Origin of the sequence: Ensifer sp. LC384, from assembly GCF_001695865.1 — a bacterium.
Classification (GTDB): Bacteria; Pseudomonadota; Alphaproteobacteria; order Rhizobiales; family Rhizobiaceae; genus Ensifer.
On the sequence record NZ_MBST01000001.1, the window covers coordinates 242,553 to 265,636 of the forward strand.

At 62.2% G+C, this 23,084-nt stretch carries 21 protein-coding genes; 12 read left to right on the forward strand and 9 right to left on the reverse strand.

All coding sequences use genetic code 11. The annotated features are described in order from the left end of the window. Positions 1-94: 94 nt before the first annotated feature. From BC363_RS01200 to BC363_RS01215, 4 genes are all read right to left on the reverse strand, one after another. Positions 95-1,285 (reverse strand): FAD-binding oxidoreductase, encoded by a 1,191-nt coding sequence (locus tag BC363_RS01200; RefSeq protein WP_065786777.1) that lies wholly within the window; start codon positions 1,283-1,285, stop codon positions 95-97. 199 nt (positions 1,286-1,484) lie between these two features. Beyond that, positions 1,485-2,012 carry a transglycosylase SLT domain-containing protein gene (locus BC363_RS01205; protein ID WP_065786776.1) on the reverse strand — a complete coding sequence of 176 codons (528 nt, stop codon included), beginning with the start codon at positions 2,010-2,012 and terminating at the stop codon, positions 1,485-1,487. 228 nt (positions 2,013-2,240) lie between these two features. After that, a complete protein-coding gene (locus BC363_RS01210) occupies positions 2,241-3,005 on the reverse strand; it encodes an N-acetylmuramoyl-L-alanine amidase (RefSeq protein ID WP_065786775.1) in 765 nt (254 codons plus the stop codon). After that, positions 3,002-3,709, reverse strand: a complete 708-nt coding sequence (locus BC363_RS01215; RefSeq protein WP_065786774.1) for a DnaJ family molecular chaperone — start codon at positions 3,707-3,709, stop codon at positions 3,002-3,004. Before BC363_RS01215 ends, BC363_RS01210 begins: the two co-directional genes overlap by 4 nt. Positions 3,710-4,119: 410 nt before the next feature. Between BC363_RS01215 and BC363_RS01220 the strand changes: the two genes are divergently transcribed. From BC363_RS01220 to BC363_RS01230, 3 genes are all read left to right on the forward strand, one after another. After that, a complete protein-coding gene (locus tag BC363_RS01220) occupies positions 4,120-5,334 on the forward strand; it encodes a pyrophosphate--fructose-6-phosphate 1-phosphotransferase (RefSeq protein WP_065786773.1) in 1,215 nt (404 codons plus the stop codon). 134 nt (positions 5,335-5,468) lie between these two features. Next, complete coding sequence (locus BC363_RS01225; protein ID WP_065786772.1) at positions 5,469-6,104, forward strand: LysE family translocator; 636 nt, start codon at positions 5,469-5,471, stop codon at positions 6,102-6,104. A 116-nt stretch (positions 6,105-6,220) separates the two neighbouring features. Next, positions 6,221-7,216 carry a lytic transglycosylase domain-containing protein gene (locus BC363_RS01230; RefSeq protein WP_065786771.1) on the forward strand — a complete coding sequence of 332 codons (996 nt, stop codon included), beginning with the start codon at positions 6,221-6,223 and terminating at the stop codon, positions 7,214-7,216. A gap of 215 nt (positions 7,217-7,431) precedes the next feature. On the opposite strand, the gene BC363_RS01235 is transcribed toward BC363_RS01230, so the two are convergent. Both BC363_RS01235 and BC363_RS01240 read right to left on the reverse strand, forming a co-directional pair. Further along, positions 7,432-8,787 carry a serine hydrolase gene (locus tag BC363_RS01235; protein WP_065786770.1) on the reverse strand — a complete coding sequence of 452 codons (1,356 nt, stop codon included), beginning with the start codon at positions 8,785-8,787 and terminating at the stop codon, positions 7,432-7,434. A gap of 95 nt (positions 8,788-8,882) precedes the next feature. Beyond that, positions 8,883-10,445 carry an EAL domain-containing protein gene (locus BC363_RS01240; protein WP_065786769.1) on the reverse strand — a complete coding sequence of 521 codons (1,563 nt, stop codon included), beginning with the start codon at positions 10,443-10,445 and terminating at the stop codon, positions 8,883-8,885. Between the two features lie 177 nt (positions 10,446-10,622). On the opposite strand from BC363_RS01240, the gene BC363_RS01245 reads away from it, so the two are divergent. The 9 genes from BC363_RS01245 (at position 10,623) to BC363_RS01285 (ending at position 18,691) form a co-directional block, all read left to right on the forward strand. Continuing rightward, positions 10,623-11,873: a DUF3419 family protein gene (locus tag BC363_RS01245; RefSeq protein WP_065786768.1), complete on the forward strand. Its 1,251-nt coding sequence runs from the start codon at positions 10,623-10,625 to the stop codon at positions 11,871-11,873. Further along, a complete protein-coding gene (locus tag BC363_RS01250; protein ID WP_083222387.1) occupies positions 11,870-12,604 on the forward strand; it encodes a class I SAM-dependent methyltransferase in 735 nt (244 codons plus the stop codon). Before BC363_RS01245 ends, BC363_RS01250 begins: the two co-directional genes overlap by 4 nt. A 120-nt stretch (positions 12,605-12,724) precedes the next feature. Next, positions 12,725-13,510, forward strand: coding sequence for a glycoside hydrolase family 25 protein (locus BC363_RS01255; RefSeq protein WP_065786767.1), 786 nt, complete (start codon positions 12,725-12,727; stop codon positions 13,508-13,510). A gap of 153 nt (positions 13,511-13,663) precedes the next feature. After that, positions 13,664-14,857: a lytic murein transglycosylase gene (locus BC363_RS01260; RefSeq protein ID WP_065786766.1), complete on the forward strand. Its 1,194-nt coding sequence runs from the start codon at positions 13,664-13,666 to the stop codon at positions 14,855-14,857. A 509-nt stretch (positions 14,858-15,366) separates the two neighbouring features. Beyond that, positions 15,367-16,317 (forward strand): DMT family transporter, encoded by a 951-nt coding sequence (locus tag BC363_RS01265; protein ID WP_065787024.1) that lies wholly within the window; start codon positions 15,367-15,369, stop codon positions 16,315-16,317. Between the two features lie 671 nt (positions 16,318-16,988). Then, entirely contained in the window at positions 16,989-17,324 is a 336-nt protein-coding gene (locus BC363_RS01270) for a metalloregulator ArsR/SmtB family transcription factor (protein WP_083222388.1), read from the forward strand. Next, a complete protein-coding gene (locus BC363_RS01275) occupies positions 17,321-17,752 on the forward strand; it encodes an SRPBCC domain-containing protein (RefSeq protein ID WP_065786765.1) in 432 nt (143 codons plus the stop codon). Before BC363_RS01270 ends, BC363_RS01275 begins: the two co-directional genes overlap by 4 nt. A gap of 44 nt (positions 17,753-17,796) precedes the next feature. Then, complete coding sequence (locus BC363_RS35740; RefSeq protein ID WP_065787022.1) at positions 17,797-18,009, forward strand: hypothetical protein; 213 nt, start codon at positions 17,797-17,799, stop codon at positions 18,007-18,009. Between the two features lie 61 nt (positions 18,010-18,070). Next, a complete protein-coding gene (locus BC363_RS01285; RefSeq protein WP_065787021.1) occupies positions 18,071-18,691 on the forward strand; it encodes a YdeI/OmpD-associated family protein in 621 nt (206 codons plus the stop codon). A 94-nt stretch (positions 18,692-18,785) separates the two neighbouring features. On the opposite strand, the gene metF is transcribed toward BC363_RS01285, so the two are convergent. The 3 genes from metF to ettA form a co-directional block, all read right to left on the reverse strand. Continuing rightward, the gene (metF, locus tag BC363_RS01290; RefSeq protein WP_065786764.1) at positions 18,786-19,727 is read right to left on the reverse strand and encodes a methylenetetrahydrofolate reductase [NAD(P)H]; all 942 of its coding nucleotides are present in this window, start codon (positions 19,725-19,727) and stop codon (positions 18,786-18,788) included. A gap of 2 nt (positions 19,728-19,729) precedes the next feature. Then, entirely contained in the window at positions 19,730-20,749 is a 1,020-nt protein-coding gene (locus BC363_RS01295; protein ID WP_065786763.1) for a metalloregulator ArsR/SmtB family transcription factor, read from the reverse strand. Positions 20,750-21,339: 590 nt separating this feature from the next. Next, entirely contained in the window at positions 21,340-22,989 is a 1,650-nt protein-coding gene (gene ettA, locus BC363_RS01300) for an energy-dependent translational throttle protein EttA (protein ID WP_065786762.1), read from the reverse strand. Positions 22,990-23,084 lie beyond the last annotated feature (95 nt).

Here is a 23,084-nt window from a genome sequence, read left to right on the forward strand (position 1 = left end):
CGGTCCTTAACCGACCGCAAGGCCGAGCGCCAGAGAAAAACGGCAATCTCGACGTTTCGGCCATCGCCCGTCGCCGCAGTTTACACTTTTGTGCTCAGCGGAACGAGACGGCGAAATCCGTCTCATAGGCCGGATCGTCGATCCGGCCGTCCATCACCAGCATGGCGCCGAGCCTGCCGATCTCGTCGGAGCTTTTCGCCGCCTGGCCGTTGCCGCCCGTCACCACGGCGATGCGGTCGCCGCCGGCAAAGCCGATATAGGGAAAGCCATGGCGGGTGAACGACGTCACGCAAGGCCTGAAACGCGTCGAAGCGGGTTTGAAACCGGGCATCACCTCGGCAAGCAGACCGCCCATGTGTTCCGCCGCCCCGGCGCCGCCACTGCCGCGGAACCATGCGCGCACATCAGGCTCGCTCTCGAGAATACGGTCGGTCGGATCGCCGCCGATCTTGATATAGTGCTTGCCGTCGGCATAGGCGACCGGCGGCAGAAGGTAGTAGCTTTTCGCCTGCTCCGGCGCCGCGCCGATCAGCGACGGCATGTGGTCAAAGGTCGGCAGATCGCCAGCCGCGACCTCCGCGAAGAACACGGTGCGTGCCTTGACGACGAGGTCGATCGGCCGGGGAAGAAGGGTTTCGGAAAGGGAGAAGCCGCCGGCCGCGACGATCACCCGCCCCGCTTCGCGCGTGATGCCGTCTGTCGTCGTCACGACAACCCGGTCGCCGGCCTGCGATACGGAAGACACTTCGCTGCGCACGATCCGGGCGCCGGCCCTTTCCGCGCAGATCGTCTGTGCCAGAACGAGCGCACGCGGATTGATGTGGCCGGCACCACGCGCCTCGTGAATGCCGGCAAAACCTTCGGGAAAACGGAACCACGGAAAGCGCTTCGACAACGCATCTTCGTCCAGCAGCGGCGCGGCGACGCCGAGCGCGTCGCGAGCCTTGGCGACCTTGTCGATATAGTCGTGGCTTCCGCCCGGCGCCGGTCCGGCGATCAGGCAGCCGACCTCGGAATAGAAGTCGATGCCGCTTTGCCCGGCGATCTCGCTGTAGCGGTCGATGGAGCGCTTGGCGAGCCGCGCCCAGACGGGATCGTCGTCGATCGTGCGGGTGATGCGGGCATTGTCGTAGTGGCTGGAAAAGACGCCGCCGTGATTGGCCCAGTCGCTGGGCTCGTCCGGCCCGACCAGGGCCACCCGTGTGCCGGATAGCGCCAGGTGCCGCGCTGCAGCCGCCCCCATCATGCCCTTGCCGACGACGATGAAATCAAAGCTTTCCGACATGTCCGCCCCATCAACTCGATCAGGCGCTGTAGCATGTCGGCGCAGATATGGCACTGCGGTTGCATCACGTTTTGAGAATTGCCGGAACGCGAGACCTGTCCGGCTGGAGCATCCGCCACCGCTTGAGGACGGCCGGCGGATGATGCTCGGTATTCGAGAGACAGCGCCCCTCATCGGGGACGCAATGGGCCGGCATCACTCAGTTGAGGATGCTCTGGACCTTGCCGCAGTAACGCTTGGAAACCGGGTTCATGCGCTTGGCGCCATGGCCGGCATTGTATTTCAGGATGGTGCCGCAGGTGGTGCCGCCGGAAAGCTCATGCGCCACAGCGAGATATTTCATGCCGAACTTGATGTTCGTTTCGGGATCGTAGAGCCCCTTGGAGGCGCCGGAATAGCCCATCATCCGCGCCGTCGCCGGCTTGATCTGCATCAGGCCGATTTCGCCGGCACTGCCGCGCGCCTTGGCGTTGAAGTTGCTTTCGACCTTGACCACCGCATGGGCGAGATCGACCGGAACGCCGTATTGCTTGGCGTAGGACTGGATCAGGATTGTGTACTGCGTGCCCTCTGCGAGTTCCGGCTTCGGGTAGCCTGTCGTCCGTGTAACTGACTTGAGGGATGAGGTCTTGATGGTCTCGTCGACGTTCCCCGCATACGACGTACCAATCCCGGCGAAGAACATGCCAAAGCATGCCGCCGCCGCAGCAACAGACGATATTCTCATGTAGTTTGAAGTCTCCGGTCTGGGGAATGGGCAGCACGGCGCACCCCGCCGTTCAAGCCTCACTTCCCGATCGTTTCATTGACAGGAAATGAGCGTTGCGCCCTGGCGTTCCCTGCAGTTCCAATGGGCGGCAAATGAATGCCGCATCATGGTAAACATGTGGCAACGGAGCAAATTTGTGCGACAAAACTCCGGGAAAGCTAATTTAGCACGCAAAAATTTTGCGCGTCAGGCCCCGAATTGCGGTAGTCCCGCAAGCAGGCGGTGCAACGTATCGAGGGTCGAGATGTCGGCGATGCCGTCAACCCTTTCCTGGCGAAAATGCCGCTGGAACGCGGCGACGGCGCCCTCGGTCTTTTCACAGAAATCGCCTGTGACTTCAATGCCGTAACCGTAGAGCGACAGCATCGACTGGATCGCCTCGACCGGCTGGCCGCGATCGCCGCGCTGGAAAAAGCGACCACCTCCGATCGGCGCCGGTTCCACCCAGTGCCCGACACCCTCGTGGTGCAGACGATGCCACGGAAATTTTTCACCCGGATCGACCTTGCGAATTGGTGCGATATCACTGTGTGCGAGCACCCGTTCAGGGGCGATCGACCACCGTTCGCCACAGTCCCGACACAATTCGACGACCGCCGCGATCTGTTTTTCGGGAAAGTCGGGAAGCCCGCCGGGGTGGCCGGCATTGGCAATCTCGATGCCGATCGAGCAGGAATTGATGTCGGTCTCGCCCTTCCAGAAGCTCTTGCCCGCATGCCAGGCCCGCAGCGTTTCCGGAACGAGTTGGTCCACCTGGCCGTCCTCATGGACGAAATAGTGGCTGGAAACCTGGCTCTCCTGCCGACACAGCCATTCGAGCGCAGACTTCGCCGTCGGCATGCCGGTATAGTGAAGGACGATCATATCGGGCACCCGCGCATCCGCACGGTCGCCAAAGTTGGGCGACGGCATGAAGCGTGCACCCGCGTAGTCACAGTATTTCGACGTCATGCGGCGCGGCGTTCTCTCTCGATCGCCTCATAGGCGGCGTTCAACGCGGCCATGCGGTCGTTGGCGATCGCATGAAACTCTTCCGGCACGCCGCGCGCAACCAGCATGTCCGGATGGTTCTCCGACACCAGCACGCGGTAGTGCTTGCGGATCTTGGCAAAGTCGTCCTTGGGTGAAACGCCGAGCACCTGGTAGGGATCCCGGCCCTCGCTATCCACGTGACGCGCCATGATCCGTTCGAAATGGGCTTCGTCCATGTGGAAGATCTCGGCAACCCGCATCAGGAAGGTGAGTTCCTTCTCGTGCACGGCGCCATCGGACTTGGCGATGTGGAACAACCCGTCGATGATGTCTTCCAGGATCGGGCAATTGTTCTCGCAGGACGAGCAGAGCGTCGCCATCTTCTCGGCATAGGCCTCGTAGCCGGCAACGTCCTGGCGCGCGAGGTTATAGAGACGGGCGACGTTCTGCGCCTGATCGGCCGGAAATTCGAAGATATCGCGAAAGGCCGAGACCTCAGCCTCGGTCACTACGCCGTCGGCCTTGGCCATCTTGGCCGAAAGCGCGATCATCGCCACGGAGAAAGCCACCTTGCGCCGCGTCTCCGGGTCGCCTTCGAACAGGGTGCGCACAGCCTCGACCACACCGGCAAGCGCGTTGCCCGTGGCGGTGACGATCTTGAGGAGGCTTTCCCAGAATGACATGCACGATTTTCCTGTCTCTCCAGCCTATAGCATGGATTTTTGTGGTGGCAAATTGCAAGCGGTGGCCTGCGGCGAACCACGGGAATGACGAATTTGTGATGGCCCCTCACTATTGTCAATCCGTTACACTAATGTTGCGCCGGCGCAAGTGTTCCCATCTGTTCCCTGGGGAACACTTGGGCCCTATGGGAAAAGCGCCGGAGCCCCTGGCCCGCAGCCGTTTGACGCAAGCCCCGGCCCTCGCGGCATTTGTCTGCGCGACATCATGTCCATGGCCGCATTCGAAACGGGTGCGACGAAACAGGCGCGTTTGCCGATCGGGCATCCACAGGCCTGTCATTTAACTTCCATCCGATTTGCGCTAGAGAGACCCCCATTCCAATTGCGTGCCGAATCCCCGAGGAGGAAACATGGCCAAGAAGAAAGTCGCAATGCTGACGGCCGGCGGGCTGGCGCCTTGTTTGTCATCCGCCGTTGGCGGCCTGATCGAACGCTACACCGACATCGCACCGGACTACGAGCTGGTGGCCTACCGCTCCGGCTATCAGGGCGTATTGCTTGGCGACCGCATCGAGATCACCGGGGATATGCGCGAAAAGGCGCATCTCCTGCACCGCCACGGCGGCTCGCCGATCGGCAACAGCCGCGTCAAGCTCACCAACGCCGCCGACTGCGTCAAGCGCGGCCTGGTCAAGGAAGGTGAAAATCCGCTGCGCGTCGCGGCCGAAAGGCTGGCTGCTGACGGTATCAGCATCCTGCATACGATCGGTGGCGACGACACCAACACCACGGCCGCGGACCTTGCCGCCTATCTCGGCGCCAATGGCTACAACCTGACGGTCGTCGGCCTGCCGAAGACGGTCGACAACGACGTCGTGCCGATCCGCCAGACGCTTGGCGCCTGGACGGCTGCCGAATATGGCGCCCGCTTCTTCGACAATGTCAGCAACGAACAGAGTGCCGCACCGCGCACGCTGGTCGTGCATGAAGTCATGGGCCGCCATAGCGGCTGGCTGACCGCAGCCACCGCCCGTTCTTATATCCAGATCACTGACGACAAGGAATTCGTCGACGGTTTCATGATGAACCGGCAGATGAAGAACATCGACGGTCTCTACCTGCCGGAGATGAAGTTCGACCTGCAGGGGGAAGCCGATCGTCTGCGTCAGATCATGGACCGCACCGGCTTCGTGACGCTGTTCGTCAGCGAAGGCGCCTGCCTCGACGCGATCGTCGCTGAGCGCGAAGCCGCCGGTGAAACGATCAAGCGCGATGCCTTCGGCCACGTGAAGATCGACACCATCAATGTCGGCAACTGGTTCTCCAAGCAGTTCGCCGCCCTTCTCGGTGCCGAACGGTCGATGGTGCAGAAATCGGGCTATTACGCCCGCTCCGCGCCGGCAAACAGCGATGACCTGCGCCTGATCCAGAGCATGGTCGACCTGGCGGTCGAAAGCGCGCTCAACAAGGTCTCCGGCGTCACCGGCCACGACGAGGACCAGGGCGGCAAGCTGCGCACCATCGAGTTCCCACGCATCAAGGGCGGCAAGCACTTCGACACGTCAGCGAAGTGGTTCGGCGACGTCATGGATGTCATCGGCCAGAAGTGGCAGGCGGAAGACTAAGCCGCGTTGTCCCGAAACCGGGCATCGGTTCCGGGACAACGATTTGCTCTGAACGAATCTCTGATTGACAGTTGACGGCTCCGCGCCTTGGTGGCTCCCTCTCGGGAATGCCCCTCAAGTGCGGAGCCTTTTTCATGTCGTTCGAACACTGGTTTGCCTTTGCCGCTGCTTCGGCAGTGCTGCTCGCCATCCCCGGCCCGACCATCCTGCTCGTTATCTCCTATGCGCTCGGCCATGGCCGCAAGACCGCTGGCGCCACCGTTGCCGGCGTGGCACTCGGCGATTTCACCGCCATGACCGCATCGATGCTCGGGCTCGGTGCGCTGCTCGCCACCTCGGCTACGATCTTCACCGTGTTGAAATGGGTGGGGGCTGCCTATCTCATCTGGCTCGGCATCCAGCTCTGGAGGGCACCGGTTGCCGGCGGCGAAGGCGCGGATGAGAAGACGCCCGCCAAGGAACGGCCGCTGCGCATCTTCTTCCATGCCTATGCCGTCACCGCGCTCAACCCCAAGAGCATCGTCTTCTTCGTCGCCTTCCTGCCGCAGTTCCTCGATCTGTCGCAGCCGCTCTTTACCCAGATGGCGATTTTCGAGGTGACGTTCCTGACGCTCGCCATCCTCAATGCAAGCCTTTATGCGGCGCTTGCTTCGGCCGCCAGAAGCACTATTTCCAAGCCGAACATCAGGCGGATCGTCAACCGCACGGGCGGCTCGCTGCTCGTCGGCGCCGGGCTTCTGACCGCAACCATGAAGCGGGCCACGGCCTGAAATTCGCTCGCCTGCTTGCTGCAAGACGCCCCATGGGTTAATGGAGATTCACGCATGGCGGCCGGCAGCCGTTGATTTGCAGGGGCTGCGGGGCCCAGAAGCACGAAAGTGACAGCATGGCGAAATTCCGTATTTCCCTTTCAAAACAGACATTTGGCGTGGCAGCTATTCTGTCGGCGACACTCGTCTCGGGGTGCTCGACTGTCGAGCATACCTCGGTGGAAGAACTTACGGCCGTGCAGACGGTCACCCCGCTTGCAAAGCCCGGCACCGAAATGACAGCCTATGCGCTGCCGACTCCGGATGGCGCGGCAACCGCGGCCTCCGCTGCGCTGTCGGCGCAAACGGCTGGCATGGCAACCACCTATCCCGTCGGCACCGATCTGGCGCAGGCTGCGGCCGGTCCGGCCCCCACGGCAGTCGCCGTTCCCGGCGCCAAGCCCGGCGAAGCCCAGGCCGTCGCCATGGCGACGCCGGCTGCGGCAACGACCAACGCAACTGCCCTGCCGGAGACCGCATCCGCTCTCGTCTCGCCGAAGACGAGCCGCGTTCAGGATCTTCCCGTTTCCACGCTCGCGGTCGCTGCCGCAATGGAATCGGACTTCGACACCGGCGAGCCCGTCGGCCTTGAAACGCTTGTCGCCAACCGCATGATCGTTCCGACCGAAAAGCCGAAGATGGGCGTGATCGGCTCGAGCGTCGCCGCCGTTGCCAGCGTCATTCCCGATTCGATGAAGCTCACCAAGGCGCCGACCAGCTCGCGTCCGGAACTCGACAAGCTCATCAAGCATTACGCCGACCTCAACGGCATCCCCGTCGAACTCGTGCACCGCGTCGTCAAGCGCGAGAGCAACTACAACCCGCGCGCCTTCAGCAGGGGCAATTACGGCCTGATGCAGATCCGCTACAACACCGCCAAGGGTCTCGGCTACGACGGTCCTGCCGAAGGCCTGTTCGACGCGGAAACCAACCTGATGTATGCGACGAAGTACCTGCACGGCGCCTGGATGGTTGCCGACAACAAGCACGACGGCGCGGTCAAGCTCTATGCCAGCGGTTACTACTACCACGCCAAGCGCAAGGGCCTGCTCGAAGAGCTTGGCATGAAGTAATACCAACCTGCGCTGATATTGACCTATTGCGCCGCGCCCTTCGGGTGGGCCGTGTGTCGGCCACCGGCAGCGTCGCAATCCTCGACCGATGCCAAGGCATCGCTCTGCGGTGTGCTCCTCGCCGGATGACCGCACACGGTCTCACGCAATAGGTCAATATCAGCGCAGGTTGGTATAAGCCCGCCGATCGTTTCGGTGAAGGTTTCAGGAGGCGCTCAATCGAGCGCCTCTATTATTTTGGCGTTGAGCTGCTGCACGTCGTAACCGCCGCGTGACGGCGTCAACCCCAGGCGGATGACGGCAAGGCGAAGCGAGGGCACCAGCATGATCGCCTGCCCGTCATGGCCGAGCATCCAGAAGGCGTCCGCCGGGAAGACGCCGGTGCCGGCGCGAACCCCGTTTTCCTGCAGCCACACCTGGCCCGCGCCATATTCGCCGCCGGATGCTTTCGTCGGCGTCCGCATGAAAGCGACATAGTCTTTCGGCAGCAGCGCCCTGCCCTTCCAGTTGCCGTCCTGAAGCAGGAACTGTGCGAAACGCGCCCAGTCGCGCGCCGTCGCATACATGTAGGACGATCCGACGAAGGTGCCGCTGGCATCGGCCTCGAGCACGGCACTCGTCATCCCGAGCGGCAGGAACAGGGCGTCGCGCGGATAGGCAAGCGCAGCGGCGGGGTCGTCGAAGCTCCGCATCCAGAGCCGCGACAAGAGCGCGCTCGTGCCGCTGGAATAGCTGAAGGTCGAGCCCGGCTCAGATGTCGCCGGTTTGGCTGCGACAAAGCCCGCCATATCCCTTTCGAGATAGAGCATGCGCGTCACATCGCTGACATTGCCATAGCCCTCGTTGAACTCCAGGCCGCTCTCCATGCCCATGAGGTCGGCAAGCCTGATCCTGGCGCGCTCGTCGCCGCTCCATTCCGGCAGCAGGCCGGCGCGCGTTACATCCATGCGCCCTTCGGCGACACGCATGCCGATGAGAGCTGATGTCACCGATTTCGTCATCGACCAACCGAGAAGCGGCGTCGAGCGATCAAAACCCGCGCCGTAAGTCTCGGCGATCAGATGCCCGTCGCGCACCACCGCGATCGCCCGCATGCCGGGACCGGCAAGGTTGCCGTCCTCGATCAACGCCTGAACCGCGGGGTCGATATCCGCCTTGTCGCCGTCCGGCCAGGAAGCGTCGGCCGAGCGCGCGGCTTCCTGCGTCGACGGTTCCGCCATCGGCACCAGAGCTGCAACATCCTCGTCGGAGACGTTGGCGCAGCCGAGCCCCGGGCGATAGACGGCATGGGCCGGGGCGGCAAAGCCGAAGATGCGGGTCGAAACCAGCCGTTTCTGCCGGTCGACGGAAACGCTGATGAACTTCAACAGCGGATTGCCCGGCGCCTGGACGTCGTCGGCAAGCACCGCCTGCCCGTCACGCCCGGCGATGAAGACATTCGAGCAGACGATCTTGGCGGCGTAGCCATCGCCGACCTTCAGCAGTTCCGGCGGCGCCAGCGCAAGCCATCCGCCGACGCCGGCAACGGCGACAACAACTGCGGCACCGACCGTTTTCAATACGCGTCCCATCGCATCCTCCCGTCTGACGCGAGAGAGAAGCAGCATTTGCGCGAAAGGAAAAGCCCTTGCGTCGTCACCGAGGAGATGCGCGTTGCCCGTCCGGCTTACGCCAGCCGACGAACGTCCTCGCCGGACGCATCGCGCCACAGGGCCGCCAGATCGCGCGCCGGCAAGGCCGGGGATATCCATGCCCCCCAGGCCTCGACCGCCCCGGCGGTGCGGGCGCAATCCATCTCGCTTTCCCTGGCGATGCCACGCACCGCCATCGGCAGCCGCAGCACTTGGCCCGTATTGAGGAGGCAGGCGAGCAGCGCGACGCTGCGCTCGCTGCCATGCGACCGACGGATCGCCGGCAGGTCCACCGTCAACTGGTCCGGCTGCAGCTCGCCGACAAGGTTGAGCGGCAGCGAGGCCGCAGCACCACCGCTCAGCGCGATGCGCGCGCCGAGCGCGCGCAAGCCCTGCAGATTTTCGCCGATCAGGGCCATGTCGCCCGCCGAGAACGCTTCCGGCACTTCGATCGTCAGTCGCCCCGGTGCCAATCCGGCCTCACCAAGACACGTCTTGATATGACCGATGAAATCGCGGTCCCGCAATTGCAGCGCGAAGGGCGCGACCGTCAAACCCACCGGAGACGGCCAGCTCGCCGCCTGCCTGCAGGCCTGTCGCAGCGCCCAATTGCCGACCGAGAGCGCAAGCGCGCCCTGCTCGAGCGGTTCGGCGAAAGCCTCCGTGCCGATGACGCCGCGCACGGGGTGCAGCCAGCGCAACAGCGCTTCGAAGCCACGGATGGCGCCGCTCGCGGCACCGGCGATCGGCATATATTCGAGGAAGAACTCCCGCTGGGCGACCGCACGGGCCAGATCGCGCTCGGCCTCGGCGCGCATTTCTGCGGCTTGCGCAAGATGGCGCGCGTAGAAGACATGGCTGTTGCCGCGCATCTCCTTGGCTTCGTAGAGCGCAAGGTCCGCCCGCTTCAACACCGCGCCGGTCGACAGATCGCCCTGCTCAAGGAATGTCACGCCGATGCTGCAACCCGACACCGCCTGGCCATCCGCCAGATCGAAAGGCATGTCGAACAGTGCTTTCACGCGATCCGCAAGCGCTGCGACCTCGGTATCATCAGGCGAGCCCGGCGCAACCAGCACGAACTCGTCGCCGCCGAGCCGATAGACGGTCGCCTCACCGGCGAAGGCGCACCTCAGCCGGGTGCCGATGCCGCTCAGCAGACGGTCGCCGGCGTCATGCCCCATCGTGTCATTGACCGTCTTGAAGCGATCGAGGTCGATGAGGAGCAGCGGCCTGCGCTCGAACGCCGTGCCGTCAGAGCGAAGCGCGCGAAGGACATCCGCCTCCAGCGCCGAGCGGTTTTCAAGCCCGGTCAAACGGTCGCGGTGGACCTCGTTGCGCAACCGCCGCTCGGCACGGCGGGCCGCCCTGAGCTCGCGTTCCAGCCGACGTGAATAGGACCAGCGATAGAAGGAGGCTCCGACGAAGAAGGGCATGACGCCCGCCGCAAGCGCTCCGGAAAAGTTCCAATGTGCAAAGGATCCATCCGTGAACACCGTTTCCGTGGTCAGCCAGACCGCCGGAAACAAAGCCCCCAGTGCCGCGCCGGCAGCCGCAAATCGCTGCTCGGGCTTCGGCAGAAACGTTCTTAACATCATGTCGACGCCCCCCGAATATAGGATGGAGCTAGCACGCCAGGATTTAATGAATTCTTATGGGTGAAAAATCGTAGTCGGCTATTTTTGTGCAGCGCGGGAGCTGTGAAAAAACCCGTCATCAAAGTGTAGCGGAGTCACTTTAGAAGCGGCTAAGTTTCAACTGGATGAGCGGCAGAGATGACCGAACTTGCCCCTGATGTCGGCTTTGGCAGAAAAAATCCGAAGCTGAAAAACGCGCTCCTGCAACACAAGACCTTCTCGCTTGCCGGCCTGTCCGAGCGCCTGTTCGGCCTGCTCTTTTCCGGCCTCGTCTATCCGCAGATCTGGGAAGACCCGATCGTCGACATGGAGGCGATGCCGCTTCGCCCCGGGCATCGAATCGTCACCATCGGCTCCGGCGGCTGCAATATGCTCACCTATCTCTCCGCCGGCCCGGGCCGCATCGATGTGGTCGATCTCAATCCGCACCACATCGCGCTCAACCGGTTGAAGCTGGCCGCCTTCCGCCATCTGCCGAGCCACAAGGACGTCACGCGGTTCCTGGCAACGCAGGGCACGCAATCGAATGTCCAGGCCTTCGACCTGTTCATCGCCCCGAAAATCGATCAGGCCACCCGCAGCTACTGGAACGGCCGCGGCGTCACCGGGCGCCGGCGTATCGGTGTCTTCGGCCGCAACATCTATCGCACCGGCCTGCTCGGCCGCTTCATCGCCGCAAGCCATATCCTGGCGCGGCTGCATGGCGTCAATCCGGAAGAATTCGTCCAGGCCCGCTCCATGCGCGAGCAGCGTCAGTTCTTCGACACGCGATTGGCGCCCCTGTTCGAACGCCCGTTCATTCGCTGGATCACCAGCCAGAAGAGCTCGCTGTTCGGCCTCGGCATCCCGCCGCAGCAGTTCGACGAGCTGGCAAGCCTGAGCAACGACAAATCGCTCGCCGCAGTCCTTCGCCACCGCCTGGAAAAACTGACCTGCCACTTCCCGCTCAGGGAAAACTATTTTGCCTGGCAGGCCTTCGCCCGCCGCTATCCCCTGCCGCACGAGGGCGAACTTCCGGCCTATCTCCACGCCGACAACTACGAGACGATCCGCAATCGCACTGAGAGCGTCGAGGTCCACCACGCCAGTTTCACCGAGCTTCTGGCCAGGAAGCCGGCGGCATCGGTCGATCGCTACGTGCTGCTCGACGCGCAGGACTGGATGAACGACCAGCAGTTGAACGATCTCTGGACGGAGATCACCCGGACCGCCGACACCAACGCGACCGTGATCTTCCGCACCGCCGCCGAAGAAAGCATCCTTCCCGGCCGCCTCTCCCCGGCGCTGATGGAGCAATGGCATTATGATGCGGAGACGTCGCTGAAGCTCGGCAACGCCGATCGCTCGGCCATCTATGGCGGTTTTCATATCTATCGGAAGAAGGGATGAGCGGCGTGCAGCAGGCCGAGATCAGCCACCAGCGGCGCATGGATCACATGTACCGCTACCAGCGACACGTCTACGACCTGACACGGAAGTACTATCTCTTCGGCCGTGATACGCTGATCCGCGAGCTGAACGCAGGCGCCGGCGCCTCCGTGCTTGAAGTCGGGTGCGGCACGGGCCGCAACCTTGCGCTTATCGGCGCGTGCTTCCCGAAGGCCCGGCTCTTCGGCCTCGACATCTCGGCGGAGATGCTGGCCTCGGCGCAAGCGAAGCTCAGCCGCCGCGGCAGATCGGCGGCCACGCTGCGCATCGCCGACGCCACCAGCTTCCAGCCCCAGCTTTTCGGCGAAACCGGCTTCGACCGGATCGTCATTTCCTATTCGCTGTCGATGATACCGGACTGGCAGGGCGCGATCGACGCCGCGATCGACGCTCTCAACCCCGGCGGTTCGCTGCATATTGCCGATTTCGGCCAGCAGGAACGGCTGCCGGCGAGCTTCCGCCGCCTGCTGCGGAGCTGGCTGACGCGCTTTCACGTAACACCGCGCGAAGCGCTGTTCGAGGTGTTGGCTGAGCGGGCAAGACGCGACGGCGCACAGCTCGAGCGCCGGGCCATCGGACGGGGTTATGCCTGGCTTGCGGTCTATCACCGCCCGTCAACCGCGGCATCTCCGTCAGCAAATCCGGTCGCAGCAAGGCTTGACGACCAGGCTGCTGCCGCAATTCCCGCTTGAGCTAACTCAATTTTTACGATGATATGGTGAAAAGGAGGTTCACGCCTCGCTGGGGGATATCACCATCATGAAAGCCACCGTGTGAGGCAGGATCGTCGTTCGTTTCGAAACAGGACCTCCATGCGCCGGCTTCTCCTGGCACTGCTGCCTATTGCCACCCTCCTTTCCGCCTGTTCGTCGACCGACTACGATCTGATGCAGACCGCGTCGATCCCGCCGCGCTTCAGCGATACCGACCCGCAGAATTTCGGCGACCGCACACCGCACAACCACAACATCCACGGTATCGACATCTCCAAATGGAACGGCGATATCGACTGGATGAAGGTGAAGAATTCCGGCGTCTCCTTCGCCTTCATCAAGGCGACCGAGGGCAAGGATGTCGTCGACGCGCGCTTCAATGAATACTGGCAGCGCGCCCGCGCCGCCGGCATTCCCTATGCGCCCTACCATTTCTACTATTTCTGCTCGACCGCGGACGCCCAGGCCGACTGGTTCATCGCCAATGTGCCGAAGAGCGCCGTCTACTTGCCGCCCGTCCTCGACGTCGAATGGAACGGCGAGTCCAAGACCTGCCGCCATCGCCCCTCTCCTGACGAAGTCCGTGTCGAGATGAAACGCTTCATGGACCGGCTGGAAGCCCATTACGGCAAGCGGCCGATCATCTATACCTCGGTCGACTTCCACCGCGACAATCTCGTCGACCAGTTCAAGGAGCACCACTTCTGGGTCCGCTCCGTCGCCAAGCATCCTGGCGAAGTCTATGTCGAGCGCCGCTGGGCCTTCTGGCAATATACCAGCACCGGCGTGATACCGGGCATCGACGGTGCCACCGATATCAACGCCTTTGCCGGCTCGGCGAAGAACTGGAAGAACTGGGTCGCGGCTGTTTCCAAGCCGAAATGACGGCCGCAACGGTTCTGTGCAGAAGCGCGGCAAACCGACCCATTTTCTTCTTTCCGTCATAATGCTCTGAGAGAGCAGCAGCAGATTGCATCTTTGGTACATTGACAGCCAGCGGCGGCGCATCGCGCCCTGCGGCGACAGAAAGGAATTGTGATGATCCTCAAAGCCCGGCATGCTCTTGCATCCGTCGCGCTTCTCACGCTGACGGCCTCCCCCGCCCTGGCGCAGACGCCTGCCTGCGGCGGCGATCTCGGAGCCTTCCTGCAAGGCGTCAAGGGCGAAGCGGTCGCCAAGGGTGTTCCGGCCGATGTCGTCGAACGTGCGCTCGCCGGCGCCGCCATCGACCAGAAGGTGTTGAGCCGCGACCGCGCCCAGGGCGTGTTCAAGCAGACCTTCAACGAATTCTCCAAGCGCACCGTCAGTAAGTCACGGCTCGATATCGGCGCCCAGAAGATGAAGGAATATGCCGACGTCTTTGCCCGCGCCGAGAAGGAATTCGGCGTACCGGCTCCTGTCATCACCGCGTTCTGGGCCATGGAAACGGACTTCGGCGCCGTTCAGGGCGATTTCAACACCCGCAACGCGCTGGTGACACTCGCCCATGACTGCCGTCGGCCGGAAATGTTCCGCCCGCAGCTGATCGCCGCGATCGAAATGGTCCAGCACGGCGACCTCGACCCGGCAACGACGAGCGGCGCCTGGGCCGGCGAAATCGGCCAGGTGCAGATGCTGCCTGAAGACATCATCGCCTTTGGCGTCGATGGCGATGGCGATGGCCACGTCAATCTGAAGAAGAGCTCGCCGGACGCGATCCTGACCGCCGCCAAGTTCATCCAGAGCCTTGGCTTCAAGGCCGGCCAGCCGGCGATCCAGGAAGTCAGCGTGCCCGAGCAGCTTCCGTGGGAAAAGACAGGCCTGCAGCCGGGCATGAAGGCCAGCGACTGGTTCGCGCTCGGCGTCAAGCCGCGCAACGGCGACATCGCCTTCGGCAACCTGGAAGCCTCGCTCGTCCTGCCGCAGGGCCGCAAGGGCGTCGCCTTCCTCACCTACCCCAATTTCAACGTCTATCTCGAGTGGAACCAGTCGTTCATCTACACGACCTCGGCCGCCTATTTCGCAACCCGCCTCGGCGGCGCGCCGACGTATGAGGGCGGCAATCCCGAACAGGGCCTCGACGACACCGGCATGAAGGCGCTGCAGACCAAGCTGCAGACGCTCGGCCATGACGTCGGCAAGGTCGATGGCATTCTCGGCTCCGGCACCCGTGCGGCGCTGCAGAAGGAACAGCTGCGTCTTGGCCGCCCGGCCGACGGCTGGGCGACGCTGGAACTGCTGAACGCGCTCTGAGCATTTCCAGGAAAAGCGCGGTCTTCCGTCAGGAAATGCGTAAAAACAAAGAGTTAGAGCGTTTCTGCGATTCCGTTTGGACCGGAAACGCTCCGCTGCATAGTTCCTTAAATCGGAAACGATTTAAGGAGAAAATTATGTAGTAAGTTCAAAGTGTTACAGCGTCCTTTGCGCGTCATATTTGACGCGCGGCGCTGTAAGCACTCCCCCGGCCAGGATTTGGCCGGGCGACCTTTCGTCTGTCCGCTTCGATCGGAATTCATCGAAGCGGACAGGCGTTCTCCCTTATCGAACGATCATAGACATCGATACTTGGCGCTGTCGCGCGCCGCGGATGGCAAGAAGTGGGTGGCGCACTTCAACGCGCCGCGCTAGACCTGCGCGACGCCCCTTCACGCAGCCTTCCGGGTCCCTATCGGCATGCGGCGGTGAAAGCGGCCCATTTGGATTGCGCATCCCGACTGGTCGATTTGATCGGCAACGGCCGCGCAGAGAGCGCGAGCAGCATCATGAATGCACCAGCACCGGCCGGCAGCCAGCAGATGACCATGCGGACCTGGGCCCTCCTGGCCCTTCTCGGGCTCATCTGGGGCGGATCGTTCTTCTTTGCCCGCGTCGCGGTCGCGCACGTCCCACCCTTCACCCTCGTCTTCCTGCGGCTCGGCCTCGCCGCCCTGGCGCTGCACCTCTACATCCGCGGGCGCTTCGGCATCTATCAGGCACTCGCCGGCCGCTGGCGCGAGTTCCTGCTGATGGGCCTGATCAACAACGCCATCCCGCATGCCTTCATCTTCCTCGGGCAGACCCATATCGGCGCCGGGCTCGCGGCGATCCTGAACGCAACCACCCCGGTCTGGACCGTGATCATCGCCAACATGGCAACCGACGACGAGAAACTCAGCTCCGCCAAGATCGGCGGCTGCCTGCTCGGACTTGCGGGTACCGTGGTGCTGATCGGTCCGAGCGCGATCGCCGGACTTTTCGGCAGCGCCGGCAGCGTGCCGCTCTGGGCACTGATGCTGCCGGTGCTCGCCGCCGTCAGCTATGGCCTGGCCGCAACCTACGGCAAGCGCTTTCGCGGCCTTGCTCCGCCAGTCACCGCAGCCGGCCAATTGACCGCATCGACGCTGATGATGCTGCCGGTGGCAGCGCTCGTCGATACGCCCTGGGCCCTGCCGATGCCGCCGCTCGATGCGACGCTCGCCATTCTGGCCCTCGCGCTCGTCTCGACAGCCTATGGCTACATCCTGTTCTTCCGCATCATGGGCGAGGCCGGCGCCACCAACGCGTCGCTGGTCACGCTCCTCGTTCCGCCAAGTGCTATCCTGCTCGGCTATCTCTTCCTGGGCGAGACGCTACAGCCGGCGGATGTAGGCGGCATGGCGCTGATTGCCGCCGGTCTTGCCGTACTCGACGGTCGGATATTGCGCCTGAAACGCGCCGCGCAACGGGAATCGTAAGCGCCGGATGCGGCAGCAAGCGTGCCCTTCCGAAGCACTCACGCATGGTTACAAACGTTTACATTAACCCTCCGGTAGCGATTGTGAAAAAAATGTGGCAGCACAAAATCCACTGCAATTTCAAAGTTATAGCCCTGTTGACAAGGCAATTGTGATCACGTGTTTTCGCACTGCAGCACAAGTTTCCCTTTCAAGCGCCGTTAATTCGCCCTATGTTTTAACCGTCAGCGCAAGGAGGGTCTTCGATGGGACTTACACATTCGTTGAATGTCCTCATGATTAGTGCAGCGTTCGTATTCGTGGCCACAATGCTCTTCATCTGAAGTCAGGCCGCTGAGAGTCCAAACCGAAATAGGGACTTTAATTTTCCGGAAATCCAATTTGCAGCAGAAATCTTTGAGGTAGGCCGACAAGAGCAATCTGCCTCGACGCTGCAGGAAAAAAGAAAGCGCATGAAGGACACCTTCATGCGCTTTCGCTTTTTCGGAATGTTTTTCGGGTGTCATGCAGCAAATGCTACCAATGGCGACTTCCGGCCCGAGGCGGCCTAAATCGCCGCCACTGATGTCATTGGCGATAACGGTCAGCCAATCTCCTCTTCAAAGCCTCTTGACGAACTCATAACCCGTGAGCTATTGATTGAACAAATAGCTAACGGGTTATGGATTACCATGCCAGATATCGCCATCCCAGATCGGGACATGCTTTTTAAGACGCTTGCCGACCCAACGCGGCGCGCCATTTTCGAGGGGTTGTGTCGCGACGGTGATCAGACTGTCGCAGCCCTGACGGCTCGGGCCGGAGTTTCCCAGCCAGGCGTGTCGAAGCATCTGGCCGTCCTCAAGCGGGCCGGTTTGGTGAACGACCGCCACCACGGTCGCCAAACCCACTACAGCGCGCAACTCGGTGCCCTCGCTCCGTTGATCGAATGGACAAACCAGATGACAAGCTTCTGGCAGGGCAGGTTCGACGACCTCGAAGACTTGCTGGACAGGATGGACCAATGAGCGAGACATCGACTGCAACACGCACCGTCATTGTCGAGCGCGAGATCGCGCATCCGCCGGAAAAGATCTGGCGGGCGCTCACCCAGCCTCATCTGATCTCGGAGTGGTTGATGAAGAATGACTTCAGTCCTGCCGTGGGCCACCGGTTTAATCTTCGCGGAGAATGGGGTGGCGTTCTGGATTGCGAGGTGCTCGTTGTCGAGCCGCAAACAACGCTCTCCTATACCTGGAACTTCAAACATGACGATCCTGCCTTCGATCTGAACAGTGTCGTGACGTTTTCGCTCTCGCCCACGACGACGGGCACCCGCCTGCGCATGGAGCAGTCTGGATTCCGGCCGGATCAGAGGCAGGCATACGGCGGTGCCAAGGCAGGCTGGCCTGAGTTCCTTGCAAAGCTGGAACGGGTTTTAACCGAGACAGATTGAAAGGTCTCCCGCTCCTTCAACACTGATAAGCACAGGAGTTGCATGTGCGTTCGAATTTGTGGATTCGCCAGGTTCACCGATGGCTTTCGATTGTCTTCACGGTGGCGGTCATCGCCAACTTTGTGGCCATGGGGCTCGGGGAGCCTCCGCCGTGGATCGTATACGCGCCGTTACCACCACTTTTTGTGCTGATGTTCACTGGCCTGTACATGTTCGCCGTCCCCTACGCCGTCAGGTGGCGCGGATCGAAAGCATAGTCACGCGGGTTGTTTCCTTCCTTTAGCAGCGAGAGATTCGATGGAATTTGCTGTCCGTACCATGATCACTTCAATTGAAGACTACTTTACCAAGGGATGCGGGCGCTGTGAGCGCTTTGCCGGACCGGACTGTTCGACGCGGCGATGGGTGCAGGGCCTGAACGAACTGCGCCAGATTTGCCTCGATGCAGGGTTGGTCGAGACGGTAAAATGGGGGCACCCATGTTACATGCATCGAGACCGCAATATCGTCATCTTCGGCGCTTTTCGCGATAATTTCCGCTTAACCTTTTTCAACGCGGCATTGATGAAAGACCCTTGCGGGGTCCTCCAGAGACAAGGCCCGAACACACGTCATCCCGACATGATCCGTTTCGCGGATACCGTTCAGGTAGCAAAGATGAAGACCGTCATCCTGTCTTACTTGAGGGAGGCGATGGATTATGCGGAGGCTGGGATCAAGCCACCAAAGGATGAGAGTGAAATCGAGCTGCCCGATGAGCTGGTTGACGCCCTGGACTCCGATCCTGAACTTGCAGAAGCCTTTCGGAGCCTGACGCCGGGGCGGCAGAAAAGCTATGTGATCAATCTCAGTTCTACCAAGAAGCCCGAAACGCGAATGTCACGCATCGCCAAATTTCGACCGAATATAGTCGCCGGAAAAGGTGCCATGGAGCGATAATCGACATTCCCATGACTGCTTCCGGCGCAATGCAGTCGCGCAAGCGATCATTTGCGCCTGGTGGCATTCGCCACCAGGTTTCGTGTTTTTCCGATCAGGCTGCCGCTCCGGCAACCGCCTTAAGCGAGATTTCCTCGGCTCGTGACATCTCGTCGGCACGCTCGAAGCCGACGAGATCGCAGACGGCGGTGATCAGCGGCGAGCGGTTCATCGTATAAAGGTGGAAGTCCCTGACACCGCGCCGGGCAAGATCGACGATCTGCTCGGCGGCGATATGCGTCGCCTCCTTGAAGCGCTCCGCCGGCTGGCCTTCCAGATGCGAGAGGCGGGTGACGATCACCTCCGGAACGCTGGCTCCGCAAAGGCCGGCGAACTTCTGCACCTGTGACAGGTTGTTGATCGGCAGGATGCCCGGCACGATCGGGATCTCGATGCCTGCACGGCGGACGCGCTCGAGGTAGCGCTCGAAATCGTCGTTGTCGAAGAAGAATTGGGTCAGAGCCCGCGTCGCGCCCGCATCCACCTTGCGCTTCAGCATGTCGATGTCGGCCGCCACGTCAGGGCTTTCCGGGTGTTTTTCCGGATAGGACGACACCGAGATCTCGACGTCGCCGCGATCGCGCAGCGCCCGCACGAGATCGGAACTGCTCTCGTAGCCACCGGGAAAGGGCTGATAGGTGCTGCCGATACCGCCCTGCGGATCGCCGCGCAGCGCGACGAAGTGACGGACGCCGAAGGCGAGGAACTCGTCGATAACCGTGTCCACCTCGGCCGTCGGCGCGCCGACGCAGGTCAGGTGCGCTGCCGTGTTGGCAAAGCCCTTCTCCTCGATCATCCGCTTGACCGTCGTCAGCGACCGCGCCTTGGTGGAGCCGCCCGCTCCATAGGTGACGGTGACGAAGGCGGGAGAAAAGACGGAGAGGTCTTCCGCAGTCTGGAAGAGCTGCGCTTCCATTTCGTCGGTCTTGGGTGGGAAATATTCGAAGGAAAGCCGCAGATTGCCGCGCTCGGCGGGATAGAGCGTCTGTGCCGTCATTCTCAAATTCCCCCTGCTTGCATGCGCTGATGTGGCGCTTCGCTCTCCTCGACGGCCCGCTGATCGCGGGCCAGCCAGATCGTCACCGTCAATTTTCCTTCGTCCGTGCCTTCTGGCGACAGATCGGTCGTCTTTTCCAGGGCGAGCCCGGCCTTTGCCAGCCAGTCGGTCATCGCCTGATGCGAGAAGCCAAGCCGCGCATGGGCGTGCTCGTCGCGCAAGTGCTCCAGCCCGTGCGGGGCAAAATCGATGATCACCAGCCGTCCGCCCGGCGTCAGCATGCGTGCGGCCTCGGCGATCGCCGCTTCCGGCTGCTCGAGGAAATGCAGCACCTGGTGAATGGTGACGAGATCGAAGGCATGGCCGTCAAGCGGCAGGTTGAAGATATCGCCGTGGCGGATCGACGCCTTGGTGATGCCGGCGCGGTCGAGATTGGAGCGGGCGACGGCCAGCATGTCGCGGCTGGCATCGATGCCGATGCCACGTCGGTAGAGCCCTTCGAACAGTTGCAGGATGCGTCCCGTGCCGGTGCCCAGGTCCAGGAGGCTTTCGACCGGCTCGTCGCCGACCATGTCGCGCAACGCCGTTTCCACGTCCCGCTCGCTGACATGCAGCCGCCGAAGCTCATCCCAGCCGGCCGCGTTGCGGCTAAAATAGGCCTGCGCCTTTTCGGCCCGCGCCTTCTTCAAGGTGACGAGCCGGGATGCATCGCGCGACAGAACCGCGTCGTCCGTGGTGGCGGACGCAAGCATCGCCCGCACCAGCGCCACGCGGGCGCCCTCCTGGCGAAGGCGGAAATAGGCCCACGCACCCTCTTGATAGCGGTCGACGAGCTCAACCTCGGCCAAGAGCTTCAGATGCCTTGAAATGCGGGGCTGCGATTGTCCGAGAATTTCGGTAAGATCCGTGACGGTCAGATCGCCTGCCGCAAGCAGCGCGAGAAGGCGCATGCGCGTCGGCTCGCCTGCAGCCTTCAGCACATCCACCAGCGCGTCGAGACTCAGCTCTCTCTGCTCCGCCATATCAATCCCCATCAACACATAAAGATATGTTTATGTGATTTACGAACGCAGCGCAAGCGGATTTGCGCGAAGAGACCAAACTATGCCGCTCCAGGAACAGGGCTTTCCACTGTCCGGGCATGCGAACGGGCGAAGCTAGCGCTCCGCCCGTTGCCGATGTTTTTCTCGTGCCGGGTGTCGCTGACCTTCGGCTCAGATGGCCGCATGCGTCTTGCGCACGCACATGGCTGTCGCGTCATTCCCCCGCAACGGGGCTGCCGACGCCCACAACCTCATCGCGGCGCCAGCCGGACGCTACCGTCGATCCCGGCCGTTCTGGCGAGAAGACCGTGCATCGAGTTTCAAGTGCTGCAGCGTCGGTTGCGCGCCCATTGTCCGCGCGACGCTCGAATGTTTGCCACCTGAACCTATGCGGTTAGGGACGACAGCATGAGCATGCGAAGCGCTTGTAACGCCATGCGTCAAGTATGACACACGGCGCTGTCACAGCTTAAACTGGCTGCAGATTTTCGCCTTAAATCGAGCTCGATTTAAGGAGTTGTGTCGTCGGAACGTCGCGCAAACCCACGTTCACGCGACGTACCTGAACGTTAGCGCGTCAGGCGCTTGTAGGTGACGCGCTTCGGGTTGACCGAATCCGGGCCGAGGCGGCGGATCTTGTCCTTTTCGTAGTCTTCGAAGTTGCCCTCGAACCATTCGACCTGGCTATCGCCTTCAAAGGCGAGGATGTGGGTCGCCAGGCGGTCGAGGAACATGCGGTCGTGGCTGATGATGACGGCGCAACCGGCAAAGTTTTCCAGCGCGATTTCCAGCGCCGCCAGCGTCTCGGTGTCGAGGTCGTTGGTCGGTTCGTCGAGCAGCAGCACGTTGCCGCCGTTCTTCAGCATCTTGGCGAGGTGAACGCGGTTGCGCTGACCACCCGAGAGATTGCCGACCTTCTGCTGCTGGTCGCCGCCCTTGAAATTGAAGGTCGAGCAATAGGCACGCGAGTTCATCTCGTACTTGCCGAGCTTGATGACTTCGGCACCGCCGGAAATTTCTTCCCAGACGGTCTTGTTGCCGTCGAGCGCGTCGCGGCTCTGGTCGACATAACCGAGATGCACGGTGTCGCCGATACGGATCGAACCGCTATCGACCTGTTCCTGGCCGGTGATCATGCGGAACAGCGTCGTCTTACCGGCACCGTTGGCGCCGATGATGCCGACGATGCCGCCCGGCGGCAGCTTCAGCGACAGGCCGTCGATCAGCAGACGGTCGCCATACCCCTTGGTGACGCCGTCCATCTCGATGACCACCTGGCCGAGACGTTCGCCGACCGGGATGATGATCTGCGCGTCGCCAGGGCGCTGGTTTTCTGCGGCGTTGACCAGTTCGTCATAGGAGCGGATACGCGCCTTGGACTTGGCCTGGCGGGCCTTCGGGCTGGATGCGATCCACTCCTGCTCGCGCGCGATCGCCTTCTGGCGGGACGCCTCTTCGCGGCCTTCCTGCTGCATGCGCTTGGCCTTGGCAACGAGGTAGGCGGAATAGTTGCCTTCGTAGGGAATGCTGCGGCCACGGTCGAGCTCGAGGATCCAGCCGGTGACGTTGTCGAGGAAGTAGCGGTCGTGGGTGATCATCAGCACGGCGCCGGGATATTCGCGCAGGTGCTTTTCGAGCCAGGCGATCGTCTCGGCGTCGAGATGGTTGGTCGGTTCGTCGAGCAGCAGCAGGTCGGGCTGTGACAAGAGGAGCTTGCAGAGCGCGATACGGCGCTTTTCACCGCCCGAAAGGCTGGTGACGTCGGCATCGCCCGGCGGGCAGCGCAGCGCTTCCATCGCCATTTCGACCTGGCTCTCGAGATCCCACAGGTTCTGGCTGTCGATGATGTCCTGGAGCTTTGCGCCCTCTTCCGCCGTCTCGTCGGAATAGTTCATCATCAGTTCGTTGTAGCGCTCGACGATTGCCGTCTTGGCGGCAACGCCTTCCATGGCGTTTTCGAGCACGGTCTTGGTCGGATCGAGCTGCGGCTCCTGCGGCAGGTAACCGATGGTAGCACCCTCGGCGATCCAGGCTTCACCGGTATATTCCTTGTCGAGGCCGGCCATGATGCGTAGCACCGTCGACTTACCGGCGCCGTTCGGGCCGAGGATACCGATCTTCGCGTCCGGGTAGAACGACAGATGAACGTTCTCCAGGACCTTCTTCGCGCCGTAGGACTTATTAAGTCCGGCCATATGATAGATGAACTGACGTGCCATAAAGGAATGCTCCGCATGGGAAGGAAATTTGCCCGCTATGTAGGCGAATTAGTGCTAAGGGGCAATCGCCAAAGGCGCTTGCCCCCGCCTATCCC